This window comes from Gottschalkia purinilytica (assembly GCF_001190785.1).
GTDB lineage: Bacteria > Bacillota > Clostridia > Tissierellales > Gottschalkiaceae > Gottschalkia_A > Gottschalkia_A purinilytica.
This window is the reverse complement of record NZ_LGSS01000013.1, coordinates 21,103-44,652: the sequence shown is the minus strand read 5'-3', so window position 1 is coordinate 44,652 and position 23,550 is coordinate 21,103. Positions and strand designations below refer to the sequence as shown.

Annotated in this window: 19 protein-coding genes and 1 pseudogene; 18 read left to right on the top strand and 2 right to left on the bottom strand. The window is 27.0% G+C overall.

Translation table 11 applies throughout. The features are described 5' to 3' along the window. The first annotated feature begins 319 nt into the window (after positions 1-319). The 10 genes and pseudogenes from CLPU_RS12400 (at position 320) to CLPU_RS12365 (ending at position 12,121) form a co-directional block, all read left to right on the top strand. Positions 320-1,762 carry an ATP-binding protein gene (locus CLPU_RS12400; protein WP_050355991.1) on the top strand — a complete coding sequence of 481 codons (1,443 nt, stop codon included), beginning with the start codon at positions 320-322 and terminating at the stop codon, positions 1,760-1,762. Positions 1,763-1,941: 179 nt separating this feature from the next. After that, a pseudogene (locus tag CLPU_RS17920) lies at positions 1,942-2,127 on the top strand (DUF255 domain-containing protein). Between the two features lie 409 nt (positions 2,128-2,536). Continuing rightward, positions 2,537-2,836 carry a Uma2 family endonuclease gene (locus CLPU_RS18155; protein ID WP_200898590.1) on the top strand — a complete coding sequence of 100 codons (300 nt, stop codon included), beginning with the start codon at positions 2,537-2,539 and terminating at the stop codon, positions 2,834-2,836. Continuing rightward, positions 2,827-3,000, top strand: coding sequence for a Uma2 family endonuclease (locus tag CLPU_RS18285; protein ID WP_200898589.1), 174 nt, complete (start codon positions 2,827-2,829; stop codon positions 2,998-3,000). The genes CLPU_RS18155 and CLPU_RS18285 overlap by 10 nt, the downstream gene beginning before the upstream one ends. Before the next feature lie 203 nt (positions 3,001-3,203). Further along, on the top strand, positions 3,204-3,542 hold the full coding sequence (locus CLPU_RS12390; RefSeq protein ID WP_050355989.1) for a PadR family transcriptional regulator: 339 nt from the start codon (positions 3,204-3,206) through the stop codon (positions 3,540-3,542). Then, complete coding sequence (locus CLPU_RS12385) at positions 3,535-4,890, top strand: FtsW/RodA/SpoVE family cell cycle protein (RefSeq protein ID WP_050355988.1); 1,356 nt, start codon at positions 3,535-3,537, stop codon at positions 4,888-4,890. Before CLPU_RS12390 ends, CLPU_RS12385 begins: the two co-directional genes overlap by 8 nt. Positions 4,891-5,145: 255 nt before the next feature. Further along, entirely contained in the window at positions 5,146-7,200 is a 2,055-nt protein-coding gene (locus tag CLPU_RS12380) for a thioredoxin domain-containing protein (protein ID WP_050355987.1), read from the top strand. Positions 7,201-7,676: 476 nt separating this feature from the next. Continuing rightward, on the top strand, positions 7,677-8,396 hold the full coding sequence (locus tag CLPU_RS12375; RefSeq protein WP_050355986.1) for an ABC transporter ATP-binding protein: 720 nt from the start codon (positions 7,677-7,679) through the stop codon (positions 8,394-8,396). Beyond that, on the top strand, positions 8,389-9,996 hold the full coding sequence (locus tag CLPU_RS12370; protein WP_050355985.1) for a hypothetical protein: 1,608 nt from the start codon (positions 8,389-8,391) through the stop codon (positions 9,994-9,996). Before CLPU_RS12375 ends, CLPU_RS12370 begins: the two co-directional genes overlap by 8 nt. 214 nt (positions 9,997-10,210) lie before the next feature. Next, positions 10,211-12,121, top strand: a complete 1,911-nt coding sequence (locus CLPU_RS12365; protein WP_050355984.1) for a M48 family metalloprotease — start codon at positions 10,211-10,213, stop codon at positions 12,119-12,121. Between the two features lie 121 nt (positions 12,122-12,242). Here the strand turns inward: CLPU_RS12365 and CLPU_RS12360 are convergent, their stop codons facing one another. Continuing rightward, entirely contained in the window at positions 12,243-12,806 is a 564-nt protein-coding gene (locus CLPU_RS12360) for a cyclase family protein (protein WP_050355983.1), read from the bottom strand. A 24-nt stretch (positions 12,807-12,830) separates the two neighbouring features. Further along, positions 12,831-13,289 (bottom strand): MarR family transcriptional regulator, encoded by a 459-nt coding sequence (locus tag CLPU_RS12355; RefSeq protein WP_050355982.1) that lies wholly within the window; start codon positions 13,287-13,289, stop codon positions 12,831-12,833. A gap of 519 nt (positions 13,290-13,808) precedes the next feature. On the opposite strand from CLPU_RS12355, the gene CLPU_RS12350 reads away from it, so the two are divergent. The 8 genes from CLPU_RS12350 to CLPU_RS12315 all read left to right on the top strand — a co-directional run bounded on the left by CLPU_RS12350 (position 13,809) and on the right by CLPU_RS12315 (position 23,493). After that, positions 13,809-14,969 carry a M48 family metalloprotease gene (locus CLPU_RS12350; protein WP_050355981.1) on the top strand — a complete coding sequence of 387 codons (1,161 nt, stop codon included), beginning with the start codon at positions 13,809-13,811 and terminating at the stop codon, positions 14,967-14,969. 555 nt (positions 14,970-15,524) lie between these two features. Next, positions 15,525-17,216, top strand: a complete 1,692-nt coding sequence (locus tag CLPU_RS12345) for an ABC transporter substrate-binding protein (protein ID WP_050355980.1) — start codon at positions 15,525-15,527, stop codon at positions 17,214-17,216. 67 nt (positions 17,217-17,283) lie between these two features. Continuing rightward, positions 17,284-18,246 (top strand): ABC transporter permease, encoded by a 963-nt coding sequence (locus CLPU_RS12340; protein WP_050355979.1) that lies wholly within the window; start codon positions 17,284-17,286, stop codon positions 18,244-18,246. Positions 18,247-18,259: 13 nt separating this feature from the next. Then, on the top strand, positions 18,260-19,195 hold the full coding sequence (gene opp4C, locus CLPU_RS12335) for an oligopeptide ABC transporter permease (RefSeq protein WP_235436176.1): 936 nt from the start codon (positions 18,260-18,262) through the stop codon (positions 19,193-19,195). Between the two features lie 13 nt (positions 19,196-19,208). After that, positions 19,209-20,207 (top strand): ABC transporter ATP-binding protein, encoded by a 999-nt coding sequence (locus tag CLPU_RS12330; protein WP_050355978.1) that lies wholly within the window; start codon positions 19,209-19,211, stop codon positions 20,205-20,207. Further along, the gene (locus tag CLPU_RS12325; protein WP_050355977.1) at positions 20,185-21,150 is read left to right on the top strand and encodes an ABC transporter ATP-binding protein; all 966 of its coding nucleotides are present in this window, start codon (positions 20,185-20,187) and stop codon (positions 21,148-21,150) included. Before CLPU_RS12330 ends, CLPU_RS12325 begins: the two co-directional genes overlap by 23 nt. Next, entirely contained in the window at positions 21,125-21,349 is a 225-nt protein-coding gene (locus tag CLPU_RS12320) for a hypothetical protein (protein ID WP_050355976.1), read from the top strand. The genes CLPU_RS12325 and CLPU_RS12320 overlap by 26 nt, the downstream gene beginning before the upstream one ends. Before the next feature lie 227 nt (positions 21,350-21,576). Then, positions 21,577-23,493: a M48 family metalloprotease gene (locus tag CLPU_RS12315; protein WP_050355975.1), complete on the top strand. Its 1,917-nt coding sequence runs from the start codon at positions 21,577-21,579 to the stop codon at positions 23,491-23,493. Positions 23,494-23,550: the final 57 nt, after the last annotated feature.

The following is a 23,550-nucleotide window of genomic DNA, read 5'->3' as shown; positions in this document are numbered from 1 at the left end:
AGAAATGCTAAAGTTTTCTCCTGTTTTGTCAGTAACTTAACAAAAAAATTATATTTTAAAGAAATAAAATATTGATTTATTATAGTTAAATTACTTATAAGTATTATAAGTAATTTAACTATAATAAATCCTAGGGATTTTAGTTTAAATAAAACAATTGGATGATTATTCTCCCTGTTATTAATTTTTTAATAGACAAAGACACTGCTTTAAACTATAAAAGATTCTTTTAAACTTTTTAAGCAATTTAGGGTGATTGAAATAGTATTCTAATTATAGATTTAGTAGTTGATTTTGTTCTTAAGGAGGTATTCAATATATGTTGCAACATATACATGAGCAAGAGGCAAGTTATATTTTAGAATCAAAAAAGAGGTGTAGAGAATTAGGAATGGATCCCAATAAACTTGGTATACCTCAAAATATTATGTCGGAATTAGAGTTAGCTAAAAAGAAAGAAGCATATAAAGAAATTTTAGACGTTGTAAGATTTTTTGGTAAAAAAATAATTAAATCATTAGAAGGTACTCCCATATTAATAGGTATTTCAGATGAAAACGGATATGTGTTAGATACTTTGGGAGATGAAACGATAAAGTCAACAGTAGCCAAATTGGGAATTGATCCGGGTGTTCAATATATTGAAGAGCATGTAGGTACAAATGTGGTTACTTTAACACTTAAACAAAATCATCCCGTACAGTTAATAGGAACTAATCATTATCATACACATTTCCATAATAGTGCTTGTTATGGAGTTCCACTCCATTACTCGAATAATAACAAATTGTTAGGTACTGTATGTATTATGACTGAAGTAATGTTTCATAATCCATTTTTCTTAATGATATTAACTACTGTAGTGGATGCAATAGAACGTGAACTATTACTTAGAAAACAAAGTCGTAAAATTAATAAACAACAGGAATTATTATATAAATCAGAAAAAAAGCAAAGAGAACTTCTTGAAAAAGACCTTGTTATGAAAGATGAGTTTATAACGCTTATTACTCATGAATTCAAAACTCCAATAAATGTTATTTACTCTGCTATCCAATTAATTGAACATGTACATATTAATAAAATTCCCGAGCGTGTTAGAAGTCTTATAGAGAGTATAAAACTAAATACATTTAGACAATTGCGTCTTGTAAATAATTTATTGGATATTACCAGATTAGATTCAGATCAGTTAAAATTAAATTTGAAGAATGTGGACATTGTACTTTTAACAAAGTTAATTACAGAATCCGTAAATATATATGCAGATCAGAAGAAAATTAATCTATATTTTAAATCTAATATCAGTAGTAAGAATATTATAATAGATGACGAAAAATATGAACGTATAATTTTAAATCTTCTGTCAAATGCTATAAAGTTTACACCTGAGGGTGGCAGTATAACTGTCAAGGTTAAAGAAAATACAATCAATAATACAATAGCTATTGATGTAAGTGATACTGGTATAGGAATTCCAAAGGAAAATTATGAGAAAATTTTTGAACGATTTGAACAAGTTGAAAAAAATCTTTCTAGGCAAGCTGAGGGCAGCGGCATTGGGTTAGCTATTGTAAAGATGTTAATAGTTATTTTGGAGGGGAGAATACAAGTAGATAGTGAATTAGGTGTTGGAAGCACATTTACTATAATATTGCCAATAAAAGAAGGTATAGTTGATGAAGAGAATCAAGTTTGTCTAGATTCGGATACTAGACTCATAAATGCTGTTAATGTTGAGTTTTCTGATATTTATTTTTGAGATTATTATTTAAAAGAAAATGGCCAACTGCATCTACGCCAAAAGAGTGAAATGGTTTACTTAAAACTATAATAAAACGTATAACTTACGAGAGACAAGGGGATAATGTAACATTAAAAGTATAATATTCATAATATTTCTAATATTTTTTACTTCGAAAAGAAAAGGGAGATGGTAACATGAGCATTTCAAAGAAACCTAATAGACTGATTGAAGAAGAAAGTCCATACTTACTTCAACATGCATATAATCCAGTAAACTGGTATTCATGGAGCAAAGAAACATTTTAAAAAGCAAAGGAAGAAGATAAACCTATATTTTTAAGTATTGGTTATAGTACATGTCATTGGTGTCACGTTCATTGACGATACTACGTGCTAAGTCCTTAAAAATAATATATTTATATATGATAAAGAGCATCTAGCTGAATCATCTGCATTATATAGTGCAGGGGAGTTAGGTGCTCTTATATTTTTGAAACAAAGATATCTTGAAATAAATAGGATCATATAACAAATTATAGAGATATAAAAATATAATTTCAAGATATAGTGATAATATTATGAGTAGAAAAAATATTGAAAACATGGCATTTATGAAGATGGTACGACTTGAACTCATTAACTCAAAGAGAATAGAGAATTAACCTAGAGAGCTAGTATCTAATAGAAACTACAACATCTAAAAGTATTCAATATAACTACACAACTTTCTACACTTGTTTTGGAAAAATATTACAATTAAATACGACTAGGTGAGAGTGATTAACTTACTATCAACTTCTTCATTAGCACATCAACGGTAGTTGCAAACTTATCTGCTGAATTTAGAAATTACTTTAAGAAGAATAGAGGGAAATGTGTGAATTTTGTATCTCCATTTGATGTGGTGCTTTGTGATGGTGATAATACAAATAAGGTGCAGCAGCCAGACCTAACAGTTATATTCAATAAGGATAGACTAGGAGAGAACAATTATAAAGGAGTTCCTAACCTTGTAGTAGAGATACTATCCCCTTCAACTGCTTCAATCGATTATATTGATAAGATGAATTTATATAGGAGATTTGGATAAAAGAATACTGGATCATATCACCTAAAGAAAACTTTGTTCATATATTCTCTTTAAATGAAGATGATCAATATAAAGAGCCAAAGATATATTTGAAGGATGATATAGCTAAATCTGAAGTTTTTAATGATTTAGAGATTGATTTAAATGATATATTTACATTTTAACTTATTTAAATAGATGTTGTGATATGGATTAAGTTAATAATTAGAATAATTATAGTTAAGCTATTCTTTGTAAGTATTTTGTATTTTAATTTAAAGTACTATACTGCAAGCTAAGACTTTTCTTATATGCATCTTTGATTGACAATGTATAGAATTGAAGTTAATATATAGATATACAATACATAGATATAGGAGGTATATAATTGAAAATCAACAAAGAGCTTTTAAAAGGAAGTACAACTATGTTAGTACTTAACTTGTTGAACACAGGTGATATGTATGGATATCAAATGATTAAGGAACTAGAAAAGAAATCAGATAATACTTTTACTTTAAAAGAAGGAACTCTTTATCCAATATTACATGAGCTACACAGTCGGGGAATGATAGAGGCATACTGGGAAGATACTAAATCTACTCGAAAACGAAAATATTACAGCATTACAACAAATGGAAGAAAGTTGTTAGCTGAAAAACAAAAAGAGTGGCAAATTTATAGTAGAACCATAAATAAGATCATAGGAGGTGAAAATATTGAATAAGTATATCTCAGAATTTTTAAAAGATGTGTGTAAACAAATAAAGTATAAAAAAATTCATAATGATATTTCAAGTGAATTAATGGTACATATAGATGAAATTAAGGATGAATATATGAGTGATGGAATGACTGAGGATGAAGCTGTAAAAAAGGCAGTTAAACAAATGGGGAACCCTATTGAAATAGGAGAGAATCTTAATAAAACTCATAAACCTAAAACTGAATGGTCTATCATCATTCTTATTAGTATGATGGTTATAGCAGGTGGACTGGTGCTATTTTATCTTGCAAATGATATTGCTTTTTTAAATACAGAGAATATATCTATTAAATCTTATCTAGTATATATAGGTATAGGGATTATTACTTTATTAACACTATATTTCTTTGACTATACAAGGCTTGAAAAGTACTCTATACATATTTTTATAGCTACCATTGCTTTTTTATTTTTATCTATACATTTTCTAGATGATATGCATGGTTTTCCTTATATTATCATTGGTCCAATAGGCTTTGATCCAATGTCTGTATCTATACCTTTTTTACTTGTATCATTTTCAGGTCTTTTAATAAGATGGATAAATGGTAATATAAAAGATATGTTAAAAGTACTTGGTTTAGCAGCTTTAGCTATATCAATTAATTTAGCTTACAAATCCCTTATAAACACTATGATACTTGGACTTGTATTTTTAGTTATGATTACAATAGCAATTATGGATAAAAACTTTAAAGGAAACAAAAAATCATTTTTAATTTCTATATATGGGAGTTTAATAGGTGCAGTGTTAGGCTTTTTACTTTTATATATTATTCCTCAAAATTATCGAATGGAAAAGTTAAGTGCTTTTTTGAATCCTAGAAAAGATCCAACAGGAAATGGATGGATATATGTATCTATAGAAAAAGTATTATCTGGAGCTAAATTATTAGGAAAAGGAGACGGACTATACTTTTATGATAAGGGATTCGGAACTAGATTTACAATTCCAGCATTAGAATCTGATTTTGTATTTACCTATATTGTTTCTTCTTTTGGCTGGATTGTTGGTATAGCTATAGTCTTCATAGCTTTATTAACTATCATACGTATGTTTTTGACAACAAAAAAAATTCATTCAATATATGGAAAATATATTATAACTTCCATTATTATAGTGTTCTCTTTACAGTTAACTGCTAATATGCTCATGAATTTAGGACTATTTCCTGTAATGAATATTGCATTACCTCTTATTTCATATAGCAGTACGAACTTTATAGTTAATATGGGTCTAATTGGATTACTGCTTGGAGTATATCGTAGAAAAGATTTGATAATATCTAGTAATAATATTAAGAGTTAATTAGGATAAATAGATGAAACATATCTAGATTTTATAAAACTAATACTAAGATGAGATTTAGGAGTTTATGCTCTTAAATCTTTGATAATATAGGACAAGACTTGGCGTCAGCAACTTAACATATTAACTTTTATTAATAGAGGTACTTAAATACTAAAAGTATATAAGTACCTCTATTTTCTTATAATTATTAATAATTACATAATCAAAAGGGTATCATAATTCTAATAATAATTAAACTAGGAGTTGATACATATGAATGCAAATGGTGAACCTAACAGACTAATTAGCGAAAAAAGTCCCTATCTCTTACAACACGCCTATAACCCAGTAAACTGGTATTCATGGAGTGAAGAAGCATTTCAAAAAGCAAAAGAAGAAGATAAACCTATATTTTTAAGTATTGGTTATAGTACCTGTCATTGGTGCCATGTAATGGAAAGAGAATCTTTTGAAGATGAAGAAGTTGCAGATGTTTTAAATAAATATTTTATTGCTATAAAAGTAGATAGAGAAGAAAGACCAGATATAGATAGTATATATATGAATTTCTGTCAGGCTATAACTGGAAGTGGAGGATGGCCTTTAACTATTATAATGACACCGGATAAAAAGCTTTTTTATGCAGGAACATACTTTCCTAAACACACAGTATACGGAAGAGTAGGGTTAATAGAATTACTAAATTCTATACATGAAAGTTGGAACAGTAAAAAAGAAGATGTATTAAAGTCTAGTAAAGATATATTAGAATTTGTTGAAAAAAATATGTTATCACATGTAGAAGAAGACATAGGGGCTGAAAGCGTTAAGAGAGCATTTACCGAATATAATAACTCGTTTGATAATATATATGGTGGATTTGGAACTCAGCCTAAGTTTCCTACACCCCATAACTTATCATTTTTATTAAGACATCATATATATGCAAAAAGTAAAATTTCCTTGGAAATAGTAGAAAAGACACTAGAGTCAATGTATAAAGGTGGAATATTTGATCACATTGGTTTTGGATTTGCTAGATATTCAGTAGACGAAAAGTGGCTAATTCCACATTTTGAAAAAATGTTGTATGATAATGCCTTATTAGCTATAGTTTACACAGAAGCATACTTAATAACTAAGAAAGAAATATATAAGGAAATAGTTGAAAAAATATTTGAATTTGTAATTAAGGATATGACTTCAAAAGAAGGGGGCTTTTATTCTGCTATAGATGCAGATTCAGAAGGAGTAGAAGGAAAGTTTTATGTATGGGGATATGAAGAGGTATTTGATGTATTAGGGGATGAAAAAGGAAAGTTATTTTCAGAATACTATAATATAGTTCCAAGAGGTAATTTTGAAGGTAAAAATGTCCCAAACCTAATAGGAAAAGATTTAGAGGAATTAAATAAAAACAAAGATTTAAAAGAAGAAATTAATAATATAATAAGAAAACTATATGACTATAGAGAAAAAAGAGTACATCCTCATAAAGACGACAAAATACTTACATCATGGAATGGTCTTATGATAGCAGCATTGGCTTATGCAGGGAAGGTATTCAAAAATAAAGATTATATATCAATGGCTAGAAGGAGTGTTGAGTTTATATTTAAAAATTTAGTAGACGATAACGGTAGACTTTTAGCAAGATATAGGGATGGGGAAGCTGCTTATCCTGGATATTTAGATGATTATGCATTTCTAACATGGGGACTTATAGAACTTTATGAAGCAACTTTTGATACTAATTATTTAGAAAAAGCCCTAGATATTAACAAAGAAATGTTAGATTTATTTTGGGATAATGAAAATGGTGGACTGTTCATATATGGAAAAGATAGTGAACAATTAATAGTAAAACATAAAGAAATATATGATGGAGCTATTCCATCAGGAAATTCAGTAGCTGCATTGAATTTACTAAGGTTATACAAATTAACAGGAGATAATTATTTAGAAGAAAAAGCGCAAAAAATACTTAAAGCTTTTGGTGGAAATGTAAAAGTATCACCTAATAACCATGGGTATTTTTTAATGGCTTTACTATTTAATATATCATCTACTAAAGAAATTGTAATTTCAGGACATAAGGATAATGAAGATACTCAGAAAATGTTAGATAAAATAAATCAAGAGTTTTTACCTTTTTCAATAGTTGTATTAAATGATGGAAGTAAAGAAATACATAGGCTAGTTCCTTTTACAGAGAATCAAGAAATGATAGATAATAAAGCAACAGCTTATGTATGTGAAAACTATTCATGTAATATACCGACATCAAATATAGAAGAACTTGAAAAACTAATAAAGTTTTCAAGTTAATTAATAAAATATTAAGTATAACTAAATAAATATATTCAATAAAGATTGTTGATAATTCAACAATCTTTCATTTTTTTGAAGATATATATATGAAGTAGAAATTCTGACTCGGATGAACTATGATGAAATCTTTCACGATAAAAACAGATGATGTATTTAAAGTATTGTATTTAAATACAAATTAGATTTAATGAAAAAGCACCTTATATACAGTAAAATGTAAATATAAAATTATTATTAAATTAAAAAAAATATTTTTAAAATGAGTTATAATAAAAGTCTGTAAATCAATAAAAATAATTCAAATAAAAGTTAGCTCAGACGATAGATAATATTATCTACAAGATTATAAATTCATAGTAAGTAATGATAATATAAAAATAAAAAAATATAGAATTTAAAAAATGATAGTTTATTAATAATGAAGTAAACTTAGATAATTTCTATGTATCTATTTACGAAAGGAAAGATTGATTGTGGAACATAAAAGTCTAACGTTAAAAAATATAACTAAATCTTTTGATAATAAAAAAATCTTAAAAGATATTAGCTTCACATTTCAGCAAGGAGAAATATATGCTTTATTAGGAAGAAATGGAGCAGGAAAAACTACACTTTTTAATATTTTAGCTGAAGAATTAAAGAAAGATTCAGGAGAAGTTCTTATTTCCTATGAAGGAAATATTAAAAAATTAACATCTGATCACTTATCTTATGTATATTCTAATCCTATACTTCCTGAGTTTCTAACAGGATATGAATTTATTAAATTTTTTATGGACATTAACAAAGATAAATTAAATAGTAGTCTTAATATTGATGATTATTTTGATATTATAAAAATAAATAAAGAAGATAGACATAAATTAATTAAAGCTTATTCTCATGGAATGAAAAACAAAATTCAAATGTTAATGTTTATGATTAGTAGACCACCTGTAATACTACTTGATGAGCCTTTAACTTCTTTAGATGTAGTTGTAGCTTTAGAGATAAAAAAACTTCTTAGGGAAATTAAAAAAGATCATATTATTATTTTTTCTACACATATTCTTGAATTAGCTAAAGATTTATGTGATGAAATAGTGGTTTTAAATGAAGGAAAGCTTGAAATGATAGACAAAGAATTGTTAAAAAATCCAAACTTTGAGGAAGAAATAATGGAAATGCTCAGGGAGAAAGATAGCGATGATTAGTAATATATTTATTATAATTAGTATACAAGTATCTATGAAAATTAATGGCTTCATTTATTTTTTAAAAAGGATTCCTATACTAAAAAAATTATTTGAAAGAACGAACTATTCTTTTTTAAAGATAAAAAAATTTATAAGTGCTTTATCTTTAATCTATAAATGTATTAGTGGACCTATAGAATCTGGAATTATATTTTTATTAACAATTTATTTGCCAATGAATGCTATATTAAAAGGAGAGAAAAAAATAGATGGAATATTCTTTTCTATTGTTTCTTTTTATTTTCTTCTTAGAATAATAAATTCAGATTTATTAGATATAAAACAAGAAAAATTTATTCTAGTAAAACAAATGAAAATGCATCCTAAGGACTATTCTCTAGCATTAACAGTACTAGAAGAAGGGTTGAATCTCTTTAGTAAAATCATAGTCTTTATTATATTTTTTAAATTTATTAACTTAAATGCTTTATTAGGAGTAAATGTGGCTTTAGGTATAGTTGGTTTTTCTTTATTTGTTGAAGCCATTCATTTATATTTATTTAAAAAATATGGCTTTAGTATTAATAACAAGGAAGCTATACAAGTTATATTATTTGTATTAGTTGTAGTTGGAAATTATGGAGTTGTATTTGCTACGGATATACCTAAATATATAAATTTAGTAGGATTTTTTAATAGTATAATAACTACTATATATTTTTTAATACTAGGTATAATTGGATATTTATATATTTATAAATATGATAACTACTGGGATATAATAAATGAAAAAAATACTATAGAAAACTTTAAAGATATAAATCAGACGATAAAAGAAGCTCAATTTGCTGATGTAAAGATGAAAGAAAAGGAATTTGAGAAAAAAGATTTAAGTAAAGATATTTTTAATGATAAGAATGGCTATCAATATTTAAATGAAATTTTTTTCTATAGACATAAAAGAATGTTCTATAGACCAATGATAATTAAATCTTTAATAGTAGGTGGAGTTTTTATAGTTTTAATTTTAATTAACTTTTTTACCAGTGAAAACTTAGGAAGTCAAGCAACTAATGTTTTTATTGATAAATATACTATATTTATTTTTATAATGTATTTATTATGTAATTCTACTAGAATAATTAGATCAATGTTTTATAATTGTGATAGGAGTTTATTACAATATGGATTTTATAAAAAAGGTGATGCTTTACTTAAAATGTTTTTTCTAAGATTAAGGAAAATAGTCTATAACAATATTGTTCCTACTATTATACTTTGCACAGGAATATTCTTGACTACATTTATATATAATCCAGAAAGGCTTTTAGAAATTATACCAGTTTTATTTTATATAATAGTCTTAGCTTTGTTTTTCTCAATACATTATATTTTTATGTACTATATATTTCAACCCTTTACAACATCTTTACAGATGAAAAATCCTTTCTATGGGTTAATAAATTGGATTGTATATTTTATAGCTTATATGTCACTAAAAAGTAAAGCTCCTGCTAATATAGTTTTACCAATTATAATTGGGTTTTCTATCATTTATATTATCTTTGCTATAATATTGGTTTACAAAAAAGCACCTCAAACTTTTAGAGTTAAATAAAAGATTAAAGAAGACATAAGGATTCTGATATTATATTTATAGAATTTTTAATAAAAGATTGTTGATAATTCAACAATCTTTTATTTTTGAAAAACATCATCTAAAAATTAATAAATAAAATATTTGTAGTATAGACTCGATATATAAAACTATGTATAATAATTAAAGAAATGTAACAGATATCAACTTAACTTTACAAAAGCAGGAGGACATCATGGAATATGATAGATTTGAATCTATTATAAAAGAATTAGAGGATTATAGTCAAAAACATCCTAAACTATACAAGTTTAAAGTATTTTTATTAGGAACTTTAGGATATGTGTATGCCTTTGGAATATTACTTTTAGTTTTGGCAGTAGTTGTAGGAATTTATGCAGGTACAGTTTCACTAAGTTTATCTTTATCTGATAATGTAGGATACTTAGTAGGACATGCAATAACTCAATGGCTTGCAGTACCACTGTTTGGGGTTATATGGATAATATTAAAAGGATTTTGGATAAGAATTTATCCACCAGAAGGAATAGAAATAACTAAAAAAGAATTCAAAGAGTTGTTTGACACTATAGAAAAAATAAGAAAGCAACTAAAGGCTAAGAAAATTCACAAGGTATTACTAAATGAAGAATTTAATGCAAGTGTTTATAGACATCCTAAGTTCGGGATATTTGGTAATTGCAAAAACTATTTAATTATTGGAGTACCACTTATTATGCATTTATCAAAAGATGAACTTGATGCAGTGATTGCTCACGAAATAGCTCATATATCTAAAGAACATAGTAAGATTACTAGATGGATAATTATGGTGAAAGATACATGGGAAAATATAAGTAGCAATATTGAAGAGAAAAAAAGAAGAACTAGATTTTTATATAAAAGATTTCTAGACATCTATGAGCCTTATCTTGATGCCTATACATTTGTACTACAACGAGGACAGGAATATGAAGCAGACAATTTAGCTGGAATCGTTGTAGGAACTGAGACTATAAAGAATTCAATATTATCATTAGAAATAGGAGAACAAACATTAGATTTAGAATTCTGGCCAAAAATCAATAGACAAATTAGAAAGTTTACTCAACCGCCTAATAATGTATATGATGAAATGAAAAAATATTTATATAAAACAATACCAGAAGATAAAATGATTAAATATATTAATAAAGGTTTAAAAAGAAATACAGACCTTACTGATACACATCCTTCACCTAAAAATAGAATATTAAATTTAAATGAAAGTAGTAATTATAATAAAGATTGTAGTTTGAGAGCATCAGAAGAATATTTAGGCAAATCTTTAGATAATATTATAGACATACTTAATAAACAATGGAAAGATAATATATCAGATTGGTGGGTGGAAGAGCATAGAGAAACAAGTGAAGGAATAGAGCAGCTAGAAAAACTAAAAAAAGATGTAAATAATTTATCTATTGATGAAAAACTATTTATGGGTGTTTTAGAAGAAAATTATGGAGATATAGATGAAGCGATAAATATTTATAAAGATATTATAGAAATAGATAATGAATATGCAGAAGCTTTATATAGACTAGGAGTTATTCAAATTCAAGATGATAATAAAGAAGGAATAGAATTTATTGAAAAAGCTATGAAAATAGACATAAGATACACAATAGATGGATGTTATGAAATATATAAGTATTTAATCAATAATGGAAAATCAGAACAAGCTAAAAGGTATTATAAGAAGGCAGAGAAATATGAAAAATTGGTAGAAATGGCAACAGAAGAAAGATCGAATATTACTTATTATGATAAATTCTTAGAACATAAAATAACAGATGATAATTTAAACAAATTAGAGGAATTTTTAAAAAAATATGAAGAAATTAATAAAGTATATTTAGTTCGTAAAGAGTTAAAATATCTGACACAATATCCACTGTATGTTATTTTTTTAGAGTTAAAATCAAATGTAAAGAATATAGACTATGATGAGTTTTTTGGAAAACTCAATGAAGAAATTGATTTCTTAAAAGATAATGCAGCCATGTCTATAGAGTCAGATGATAAAGAAATACAAGGAATACTAAGTCAAATTAATGGTTGTAAAGTGTATGATGTAAATAAAATAGATAATACATGTAATTAAATAAATAAGGCTACTTAAATATTTAAGTAGCTTTATTTATTATTGCTGATATAGGTTCGAAAATAGAAATTAGTGTGAAGTTACTTTCAGATAATAACAATATTATTTAAGAGTTATAGAGTTATTGTTTTACAATTACTCTGCACTTCAACCCTGTAGCTACTTCATCATCAAGCCACATAGTGTATACAGTGAAAGGAGCATTTGATAAATTTTGTAAGTTACATAAGTTTTCTATAACATAAATTCCGTTTTCTTCACAACGAATATCTGCAGGTGTGTGTTCATCTCCACGTCTGATACCTGAACAGTCAATTCCTATAAAACTAATCTTCTTATTAATTAGATAATCAATAAGATCATGAGAAAGCTGAGGGTGATCATGGAAGTACTCTTTTGTTCCATATTCATATTTTTCAATTTGCTTAGTACGGAAAAGTACAAAACTATTTTCAGGGATTTTAATGTGCTCTATGTCAGAAATAGCAATATCCCTTTCGCTTTCAATTTCTGATACATCAAATAAAACTCCAGTTCGTTCAAAATATTCTAGTGGAATGTTGGATTTCTGATAAGTATCTAGATGTGTTCCTACATGCCCAGTAGCAATACGTTTGTTTTCTTGTGTATCTAACCATGCATTAATCAGCTCATGGTTAATTTTTGTTGTTAAATCGATAATCATTTTAATTCTCCTTTGCTAATTATTCTAATTTTCATTCTCCTTGATTAATTCGTCTAGATAATTATTGAAATTCTGCAAGAAGGAAAGTACTGTTTGTTTATCTTTCTCATTAATAGTGCGTAGAAAAGCAGTATCACGTTGCTCCCATTTTTCGTGAGCTTTTTGGTGCTTTTCAAAGACTGTTTGCCCCTTGTTAGAAAGTCTGTAAAAAACTTCTTTTTTATTATCAGGTTTTTGATATTTATTTACTAAACAGTCTTTTAATAGCCTACGAATAATTTTGCTTACTGCACTACGGGTAACTTTCATGTGTTCAGCAATCTGAGTTCCGTTTGCTTCACCCATGATACCAATGGCATCAATACAGTGAATTTCAGAGTTTCCGTATTTATCAAATAAGTCTTCGTTACAAACTTTACTAAGAACATCTTGTTTTTCGTAAAGTTCTTTAAATAAATATAGTAAGTTTTTCTCTAAGTTCATAAAAGGCACCCTTTCAAATATTGTTTCCATGGACGCAATAAAATCGTATCAGATAAAAATATATTTGTCAACAATTTAAATTTTAGCATTATATATAATGAACAAAATGAGTATAGAAAATATAGAATATAAATAATAACATATCATCTATATAGATAGGGGGATGACTATCCGTTAATTGATACAGCTTTAGCATTACAATGATGACACACTTTTCTCTTAGCAAATCTAAAATCCTCAACTTCTTGTTTTCCTTGACCTACTATGTTAGGATAATGATAGTTTTTGAATATATAAAATTAGGTGCTTTACATTTGTTACAATGCTACTTCTTCAAGCTTATATATAGCTTAATTATAGCGTACCTACATAAATACACCAATTTTTAACATTGACTTACAATGTAGTTTAAAATTAATAGCAAAATTTTATAGTATGGACTTAATATATAAAAAAACGTATAATCATTAATGAAAGATTATAAATATGAGCTAAATTTTACAAAATTAGGAGGAGATCATGGAAGATGACAATATTGAATCTATTGTAAAAAAAATAGAGGACTATAGTCAAAAACACCCACATCTATATAAGTTTAAAGCGTTCTTACTAGGTATCTTAGGTTATTCATATGTTTTTATAATGTCAATTTCATGCTTAGTAGTAATAATAGGGTCACTTTTACTAATAGATTTTTTGGCAGAAGATTTAGAAGTATCATTAATAGATACTACAGATAAATGGTTGTTAATCCCTTTGATATCTGTTATATGGGTGACGTTAAAAGGATTATGTATTAGGATATATCCACCAAAGGGAATAGAAATAACAAAGAAAGAATTTAAAGAACTATTTAAATCTATAGAGGATATAAGAAAAAAATTAAAAGTAAAAAAAATTCATAAAGTATTATTAACTGAAGATTTCAATGTAGAAATTTATCAATATCTTGGCCTTAGAATATTTGATAATAATAAGAGTTATTTAGTTATTGGTGTACCACTTATGATGCACTTATCTAAAGATGAATTTGACTTAATAATTGCTCAGAAATTAGCTTATATATCTAAAAAACACAGTATACTTAATAATTGGATAAATAGGATCAGAGCAACATTAGAAAATATAGTTGATAATATCGAGAAAAAGAAGAGTAAAAGTAAAGTCTTATATAAAAAAATTCTTGAAGTTTACATACCTTATTTTAATACATATACAGTCTTTTTAAGAAAATTACATGAAGATGAGACTAATAACTTAGTTACAGCTATTGAAGGAATCGAGGCTAAAAAAAATGCATTATTATCATTGGCTATAGGAGAGAAAATGTTAGCTGCAGAATTTTGGCCACAAGTATATGAGGATGTTGAAAAAAATAGACAACCACCTGAAAAAGTATATTATAGAATGAAAGACTTCTTATATAAAGGATTAACTGAAGATGAGACTATAGAATATATAAATAAAATTGTAGAACTAGACACTGGTAATATAAACGAACATTTTTCATTAGAAAACGAATTGGAAAATTTAAATAAAGATATTAATTATAAAAAAAGCTGTAATATAAAAGCATCAGAAGAATATTTAGGAGAATCATTAGATAAGTTTATAGATTTATTTAGCAAAGAATGGAAAGATAACTTACGAGATTGTTTTATAGAAGATTATGAGATCTAAGAAACATAAAAATATAATTAGAGAAATTTACAAAATACTATAAATTGCATATTGTTAAAATATTCTCACACTTTAACTTTAAAAGATACAAAATATAAAAAATTATAAAATATTTATAAAGATATATTTTAATGTATAGTGTTTGAATCATATGATATAAATAAAATAATTAGAGCTATCTAAATGTTTAGATAGCTCTAATTATTTTGTTAAAAAAGATATATTTTAATTCTATATTTTAACTTACATACATAACATATATTTAACATATTAGAAATAAACATGTAAAAAGTATTTATAAATTTAGATTAATTAGTTTTTATATTTTTATAAATATACAAAAAAATATATCTATATAACTGAAAAAAACATAAGGTAGGACAAATATATTAACAAGAACGAAAATTGAAAATTACAGGTGAGATTAGTATCTCTATAAATAGATGTTAAAGCCATATAAAATAAAATGAAAAATACATAAAAATTCATAATTTTAAATTTCTTAAATTAAATATTATGACTTCAAAGTTAAAAATAATCAAGGAGGTTTTTTATATGAAAAGAAGGTTAAGTATTTTTTTAACGGTTATTTTAGTGTTTTCTTTATTTTTAGCAGCTTGTTCTGGTAAAAGACAAGAAACTAAAAATCCTGACAAAGTTTCATCAGGAAATCCAGCTAAAACTAGAGAGAATGCAGATAACACATTAGTAGTAGGAATTAAAGAAGCTAAAGGAGAATTTTTACCAGTTTATTTTAGTAGTACGTATGATAGACATATTGTTGACTTAGTTTATGATAGGCTGGTTAAAGAGGATAACAAAGGAGAAATAGTACCTGATATAGCTAAGGAATGGACTATATCAGAGGATAAAAAGACATATACATTTAAGTTAAAAGATAATGTTAAGTTTTCAGATGGAAAACCATTAACAGCTAAAGACGTAGAATTTACGCACTTAATTGCTATGGACCCTAATTATGATGGAAGATATATTACTACTGTAGATGTAATAGAAGGCTATGAAGAATATAACAAAGATAAAGAAGGAAAGATTACTAGCGTATCAGGAATAAAAGTTATAAATGAAAATACCATATCATTTACATTTAAAGAACCATTAGTTACTAATCTTGTTAACTTATCAGACATACCTATAATGCCTAAACATGAATTCCCAGACTATAAAAAAGGTAAAATTGATGTTATAAAAGCTAAAATGGATAAACCATTGGGTTCAGGTAAATATATTTTAGAAAAGTTTGAACCTAAACAATATGTGAAGTTTAAAGCTAATCCTGATCACTTTGCTGGTAAACCTAAAATAGAAAATTTAGTAGTTAAGTTTACAAATGCTGAAACTATGATATCAGAGTTACAAAAAGGAACTATAGATATTCAATCACAGGTTGCACCTACTGAAGAAAATAAAGAATTAATATCTCAATCTAAATTTTTAGATATATCCAGTTATCCAGGAAATAGTTATGGGTATTTAGGGTTTAACTTAAGAGATTCTAGATTATCAGATAAACGTGTACGTCAAGCTTTAGTTTATGGATTTAATCGTAAACAATTTGTAGAAAATTATTATAAAGAATTTGCAGATGTAATGAATGTACCTATGTCAAAAGTTTCATGGGCATATACAGATGATGTTAATAAATATGAGTATGATAAAGATAAAGCTATAAAACTTTTAGAAGAAGCTGGATGGAAATTAGGTAAAGATGGTATAAGAGAAAAAGATGGTAAAAAACTAGAATTTGTATGGGATACGTATACAGATAGTAAATATGTAGAAACTTTAATTCCAATGTTAAAAGATGATTGGCAAAAAATTGGAGTTAAAATAGAACCTAATATAGTAGAGTTTAGTGCTTTAACTACAAAAGTATATACAGAACGAAATTTTGATATGTATAATATGGCTTGGTCATTAACAGGTGATCCTGACTATTATGGAACTTTACACAGCTCAGCAGATATACCAGATGGAAATAACTCTGTAGGATTTAGAAATGCTGAAAATGATGAACTTATAGAAAAAGGAAGACAAGAATTTGACAAAGAAAAACGTAAAGAAATATATAAAGATTGGGCTAAGCTAATAGGAGAAGAACTCCCATATATGTTTATAGATCAATCACAACAATGGGAAGTATATAATAAACGAGTTAAAAACTTTAAACCAGAACCATTTAAGAAATGGACAGATACGTTATTAGAAATAGAGCTTGAAAAATAGAACAGGAGTTAACCCGGTAGTATTACCGGGTTAATATTATATATCCAAATCACGAGGGAGGGATAATATGTTAAGGTATATATTTCAAAGAATAATAAATCTTATACCTGTAGTGATTATAATATCTATTTGCTTATTTGGAATAATGAAACTCATGCCAGGAGATCCTGTGGGAATGAATCTAGATCCTAGGGCAACAGCAGAACAAAAAGCTCTTGAAAGAGAAAGACTAGGATTAAATAAACCTATACCTGTACAATACGTTAACTGGGTAAAACGTTCAGTTCAAGGTGACTTTGGAGAATCACACATATATAGAAAACCTGTGAGTGAAGTAGCTCCACAATTTGTATGGAATAGCTTTATATTGAATGTAACAGTATATATATTTGCATTTATGATCTCTATACCAATAGGTATTATATGTGCAGTTAAGAGATATTCTAAGACAGATAATTTTTGGACTGTATTTTCTATAATAGGTATTTCTATGCCAACTTTTTTCTTTGGACTACTTTTAATATATATTTTCGCAGTTAAGTTAGACTTATTACCTATAAACGGAATGGTTACTCCAGGAAGTATGACAGAAGGATTCAGCAAAGTAAAGGACGTTTTATATCATATGATATTACCTGCTATAGTTCTTACAATAGGAAGTTTAGCAAGCATAGTAAGATATGTAAGAACTAGCATGCTAGATATTATAAGTCAAGACTATATACGTACTGCAAGATCAAAAGGACTTAAAGAAAAAGTAGTTATTTATAGGCATGCTTTTAGAAATGCTTTGATACCTATAATTACTCTAATAGGACTTACTATACCAACGTTATTTTCAGGAGCAGTAATTTTAGAAAGAGTGTTTATATGGCCAGGTATAGGAAATATTTTAATGGACTCTATAAGTAACAGAGACTATAATCTAATGATGGCTTTAAATATGTTTTTTGCAATGTTAACGCTACTTGGAAATTTACTTTCAGATATAGGATATGCTTTTGTAGATCCTAGAATTAAGGTTGAATGAGGGGGGATAGGAGTTGACTAAAAATACTAATGGCATTTTAAAAGAAAATATGTCAGAAAATACTGAAATATTAGAAGAAGAAATAAGCAATCCTTGGAAGATAATTATAAAAAGACTATTAAAAAATAAAATAGCAATTATAGGACTTACAATACTTATGATAATGATATTAGCTACTATTTTAGCTCCTATATTGACTTCATATGACCCTTATGAAATGAATTATTCAAAAGTAAATCAACCACCATCTAAAGAACATATTTTAGGAACAGATGAGGTAGGAAGAGATTATCTAACGAGAATCTTATATGGTGGAAGAGTTTCCATGCAAGTAGGGGTATTTGCAGTAATTATATCAGTTAGTGTAGGTACAATAGTAGGAGGACTTGCAGGATATTATGGTGGATGGATAGATAATTTACTTATGCGTTTAACCGAAATAGTTATGTCTTTTCCATTTATACCTTTGGCCATTACTATTTCTGCAGTTATAGGAACTAGAGTAAAGCCTGAACAAAGAATGTATATTGTCATGATGATTATAGGGCTACTTAGCTGGCCTTCTTTAGCAAGAATGATAAGGGGTCAAATACTTTCACTAAAAGAGGAAGAATTTATTCAAGCTGCTAAAGTACTGGGAATTAGTGATTTAAAAATAATTTCTAGGCATTTAATTCCAAATACAGTGGGATATATAATAGTTAGCGCAACTCTACAAATGGCGTCAGCAATAATGAGCGAAGCTGCTTTATCATTTTTAGGACTTGGAGTAACTCCACCAACACCAACTTGGGGAAATTTAATTCAAAATGCTAGAGATATATATGTATTAAAAAATAGGGTATGGATTTGGTTACCTCCTGGAGTTTGTATTTTTTTAGCCGTGATAAGTATCAATTTATTTGGAGATGGACTTCGTGATGCTATAGATCCAAAGTCTAGTAAATAGGGGGGAAATACAGGTGAGTAACTTATTAGAAGTTAATAATTTAAAAACATACTTTTATACATCAAATGGAATAGTGAAGGCTGTTGATGGGATTAGTTTTAATATAGAATCTGGTAAGACATTAGGAATAGTAGGAGAGTCAGGATGTGGAAAAAGTATAACATCTATGTCTATATTAAAGCTAATTCAAGCACCACCAGGGAAAATTGAAGAAGGGGAAGTAATATTTGATGGTAAGGATTTACTTAAAGTTTCAGATGAAGAAATAAGAAGGATAAGAGGAAATGAAATATCTATGATATTTCAAGAACCTATGACTTCTCTAAATCCTGTATTTACAATAGGTTATCAAATAATGGAAGTAATCATGTTACATCAGAAAGTCAATAAGGAGGAAGCAAAAAAGCAAACTATAGAAATGATAGAAATGGTGGGAATATCAAGGGCTGAAAAAATTGTAGATGAATATCCTCATCAGCTTTCAGGAGGAATGCGCCAAAGAGTTATGATAGCTATGGCGCTAGCCTGTAGACCAAAACTTTTAATTGCAGATGAGCCTACCACCGCATTAGATGTAACTATCCAAGCTCAAATATTAAAACTTATGAATGATCTCAAATCAAAATTTAATACATCTATTATGCTAATAACTCATGACTTGGGAGTTGTTGCAGAGATGGCAGATCATGTCATAGTTATGTATGCAGGTAAAGTAGTAGAAGAAGCACCAGTTATAGAATTATTTAAAAATCCAAAACATCCTTATACTATAGGTCTTATGAATTCTATACCATCTTTAGCTAAAGATTATGAAAAGCTTGATAATATTCCAGGTACTGTACCTAATCCTCTAAGATTACCTCAAGGATGCTATTTTTATCCTAGATGTAGATATGCCACTGAGGAATGTTCAGAAAAGCAACCAGAATTATTAGAAATTACAAATGGACATAAAGTAAGTTGCTTTAATGCTGAGGAGGTGTCTACAGATGAATACGCTTTTAGAAGTTGAAAATCTAAAAAAATATTTTCCTATACAGAAAGGATTTCTTAGAAAACATGTAGGAGATATAAAAGCTGTTGATGGTATATCTTTTTCCATTAAAGAAGGAGAAACACTAGGGATAGTAGGAGAGTCAGGATGTGGAAAGTCTACTACAGGAAGAACTATACTAAGACTAATAGAAGCTACAGATGGAATTGTTAAATTTAAGGGTCAAAATGTTATTAAAATGAATAAAAAAGAAACGAGAAAATTAAGGAAAGAAATGCAGATGATTTTCCAAGATCCATATAGCTCTTTAAATCCTAGAATGACAATATCACAAATAGTATCTGAGGCATTAATAGAGCATAATCTTTTTAAAGGTAAACAACTACAAGAATATGTGGAAGAAATTATGGGATTATGTGGATTATCTAGATATCATTTAAATAGATATCCACACGAATTTTCAGGTGGACAGAGACAACGTATAGGAATAGCTAGAGCTATTTCACTTAGTCCATCTTTTGTAGTTGCAGATGAACCTGTATCAGCACTAGATGTATCTATTCAATCACAAATTATAAATCTTTTAACGAATTTACAAGAGGAAAAGAGATTATCTTATTTATTCATATCACATGATTTAGGGGTAGTTAAATATATAAGTCATAAAGTAGGTGTTATGTATCTAGGATCAATAGTAGAATTAGGGAATAAAAACAATATATTTAATAATGCTAAGCATCCCTATACTCAAGCGCTACTTTCTGCAATACCTATACCTGATCCTACACTAAAAAGAGAAAAGATAATATTAAAAGGTGACATACCAAGCCCTGCTAATCCACCTTTAGGATGCAAATTTCATACTCGATGTCCATATTATCAGGACATATGTACAGAGAAGATTCCAGAGTTTAGAAATCTAGGAGGAGATCACTTTGTGGCATGCCACTTCGCAGAATAAAAAGAGTATTAAAGATTATGAAGAGGAGATTTTAAATAGAATAGATGATATAGATGATGAAGAAAAAATAAAACCAACGAAACAAGATGTATTAGCTATGATTATAGCAGGTTTTCAAGTTATATTTCCAATAGTTCTTATAGGTGCAGGATCTTTATTTTTACTAACTTTATTTTTTACAAAAATATTTTTAAGATAATAAAAAATACAGATATTTATATCACTTCCTTAAATAAAGTTATTAGATGTAACTGAAAAATTATTTTAAGGGAGTTTTTATTAGACTTTACATTATTAACTTAATATAATTATGATAGTATACTTCGGTTAATTTACTTTATGGACTTAATATATGAAATCAAATATAATAATTATTACAATGGAAGAAAAGTACATAATACAATACGAAAATATAGGAGAAAAAATATGACTCAAAAGGAACACGACATTGATGTGAAAAAACTAGAGGACTTTAGTCAAAGATATCCTGGTTTTTTTAAGTTTAAACTAGCTTTATTTACAATTTTAGGATATGGATATATATTTGGAATTATATTAGCATTATCAGCTATATTATTTCTGTTTTTAATTTTGACAAATGATATTATACCAGAAAATATTTCTATACCTATAGGAATAATTATTTTAGCACCAATACTTAGCATTGTAGTTACTATTTTTCGTTCATTATTATTTCATGAAGATGAACCAGAAGGTTTGGAGATAAATAATGACAGGTATAAGCATCTGTTTAATGAAATTGAAAAAGTTAGAAAGACATTAGGAGCTAAGGAAATTCATAAAGTAGTGTTGAGCCAAGAATTTGATATGTATATTTACCAAAGATGTAGATTTGGTATTTTAGGAAATTATGAAAACTATTTAGTTATAGGACTACCTCTTATGATATATTTATCAGAAGAAGATTTCAAAATAATGCTTTGTCGTGAAATAGCTTATCTAAATAAGAGAAATAATAGATTTGTAAACTGGGTATATAGAGTTGGTACTGTTTGGAGAAATATAGTAGATAATATGGAAGATAAACTAGAAGTTTTTAAGTTTTTATATGAAAAGTTTTTAGAATGGTATATTCCTCGTTATGATATATATACTTCTTTATTAAATGAGATAGAAAAAAGCCAAACATACAGACTAGCAACAATAAGTATTGGATTTAATAATCAGCAAAATGCTTTACTAACTATGTCTATAGGAGAAAATCTTTTAGAAGAGTATTTTTGGCCTAAAATATATGAAAATACTGGAGCAATGGAAGAGCCCTTTGATAATATATTTTTTAGAATGAAAGACTTTTTTGCTCAAAATGTAGATGACAAGAAGACTCATGAAGTAATAAATATTATATTAAATGAAGTAGAATTACCTGTAAATGAGCTTATGTCACTAAGAAATAAACTATTCAATTTATTAAGTAATGATTATAATAATAAATTAAAAGTTTCTCAAAAATATTTTGAAAATGATGAAACTGATATAATAGACAGGATAAGTAAAGATTGGAAAGATGATAATATAGAATGGTGGACAGAAGTATACGAAGAAAGGCTAAACTTTGAGAATCTAAAAGAAAAGCTGAAAATTAGAAAGTTATCTCTAGATGAAATGAATGATATGATACTTTTGGCTGAAACATATGAAGCAGATAATCTTTTAAAGATATTTCTTGATATATTAGAAATAAATCATAATCATCCACTAGCTTTGTATAAAATAGGGGAATTATATTTAAATAATGATAATGAAGAAGGAATTGATTTTATAGAAAAGGCTATAAAATTTGATAAAGACTATATTATTGAAGGTTATGAAATAATATATAATTACTTAACTGATAAAGGTAGAGATACAGAGGCTAATGAGTATTGTACGAAGATATCAAACTATGAAGATTTATTGGAAAAGGTAGAAGAAGCAATAGATGATATTAAGTATAATGATGAATTTATTGAACATGATCTTTCTTGGATAAAAGTTAAAGACCTAGTAGATCAACTTAGAGATTATGAAGAAATAAATAGAGCATATCTAGTTCGTAAAGATGTAGATGAGTTAAAAGATTTTTCATTCTATGTTTTATTTTTAGATATTGATCGTTATATTGAAGGACATGATTCAATCGAAACTATAGGTAATATTATGAGTGAAATATTTGGAAGAAGTTATATTGAAAGATTCCTAGATAGAATTTGTAATGAAATAGAATTTGATGAAACTATTAAGATATTTGTATTAAAAGGAAAAGAATTAGATGAATTATTATATAGTGAAATGATACAAAAAAGTAAAATTTATGATTTATCAGAAGAAAATCAAGATTAATTTGTGATATGAGAAAAGTTAATGTGCAAAATAAAAATATATTAATTTAAGATCTTA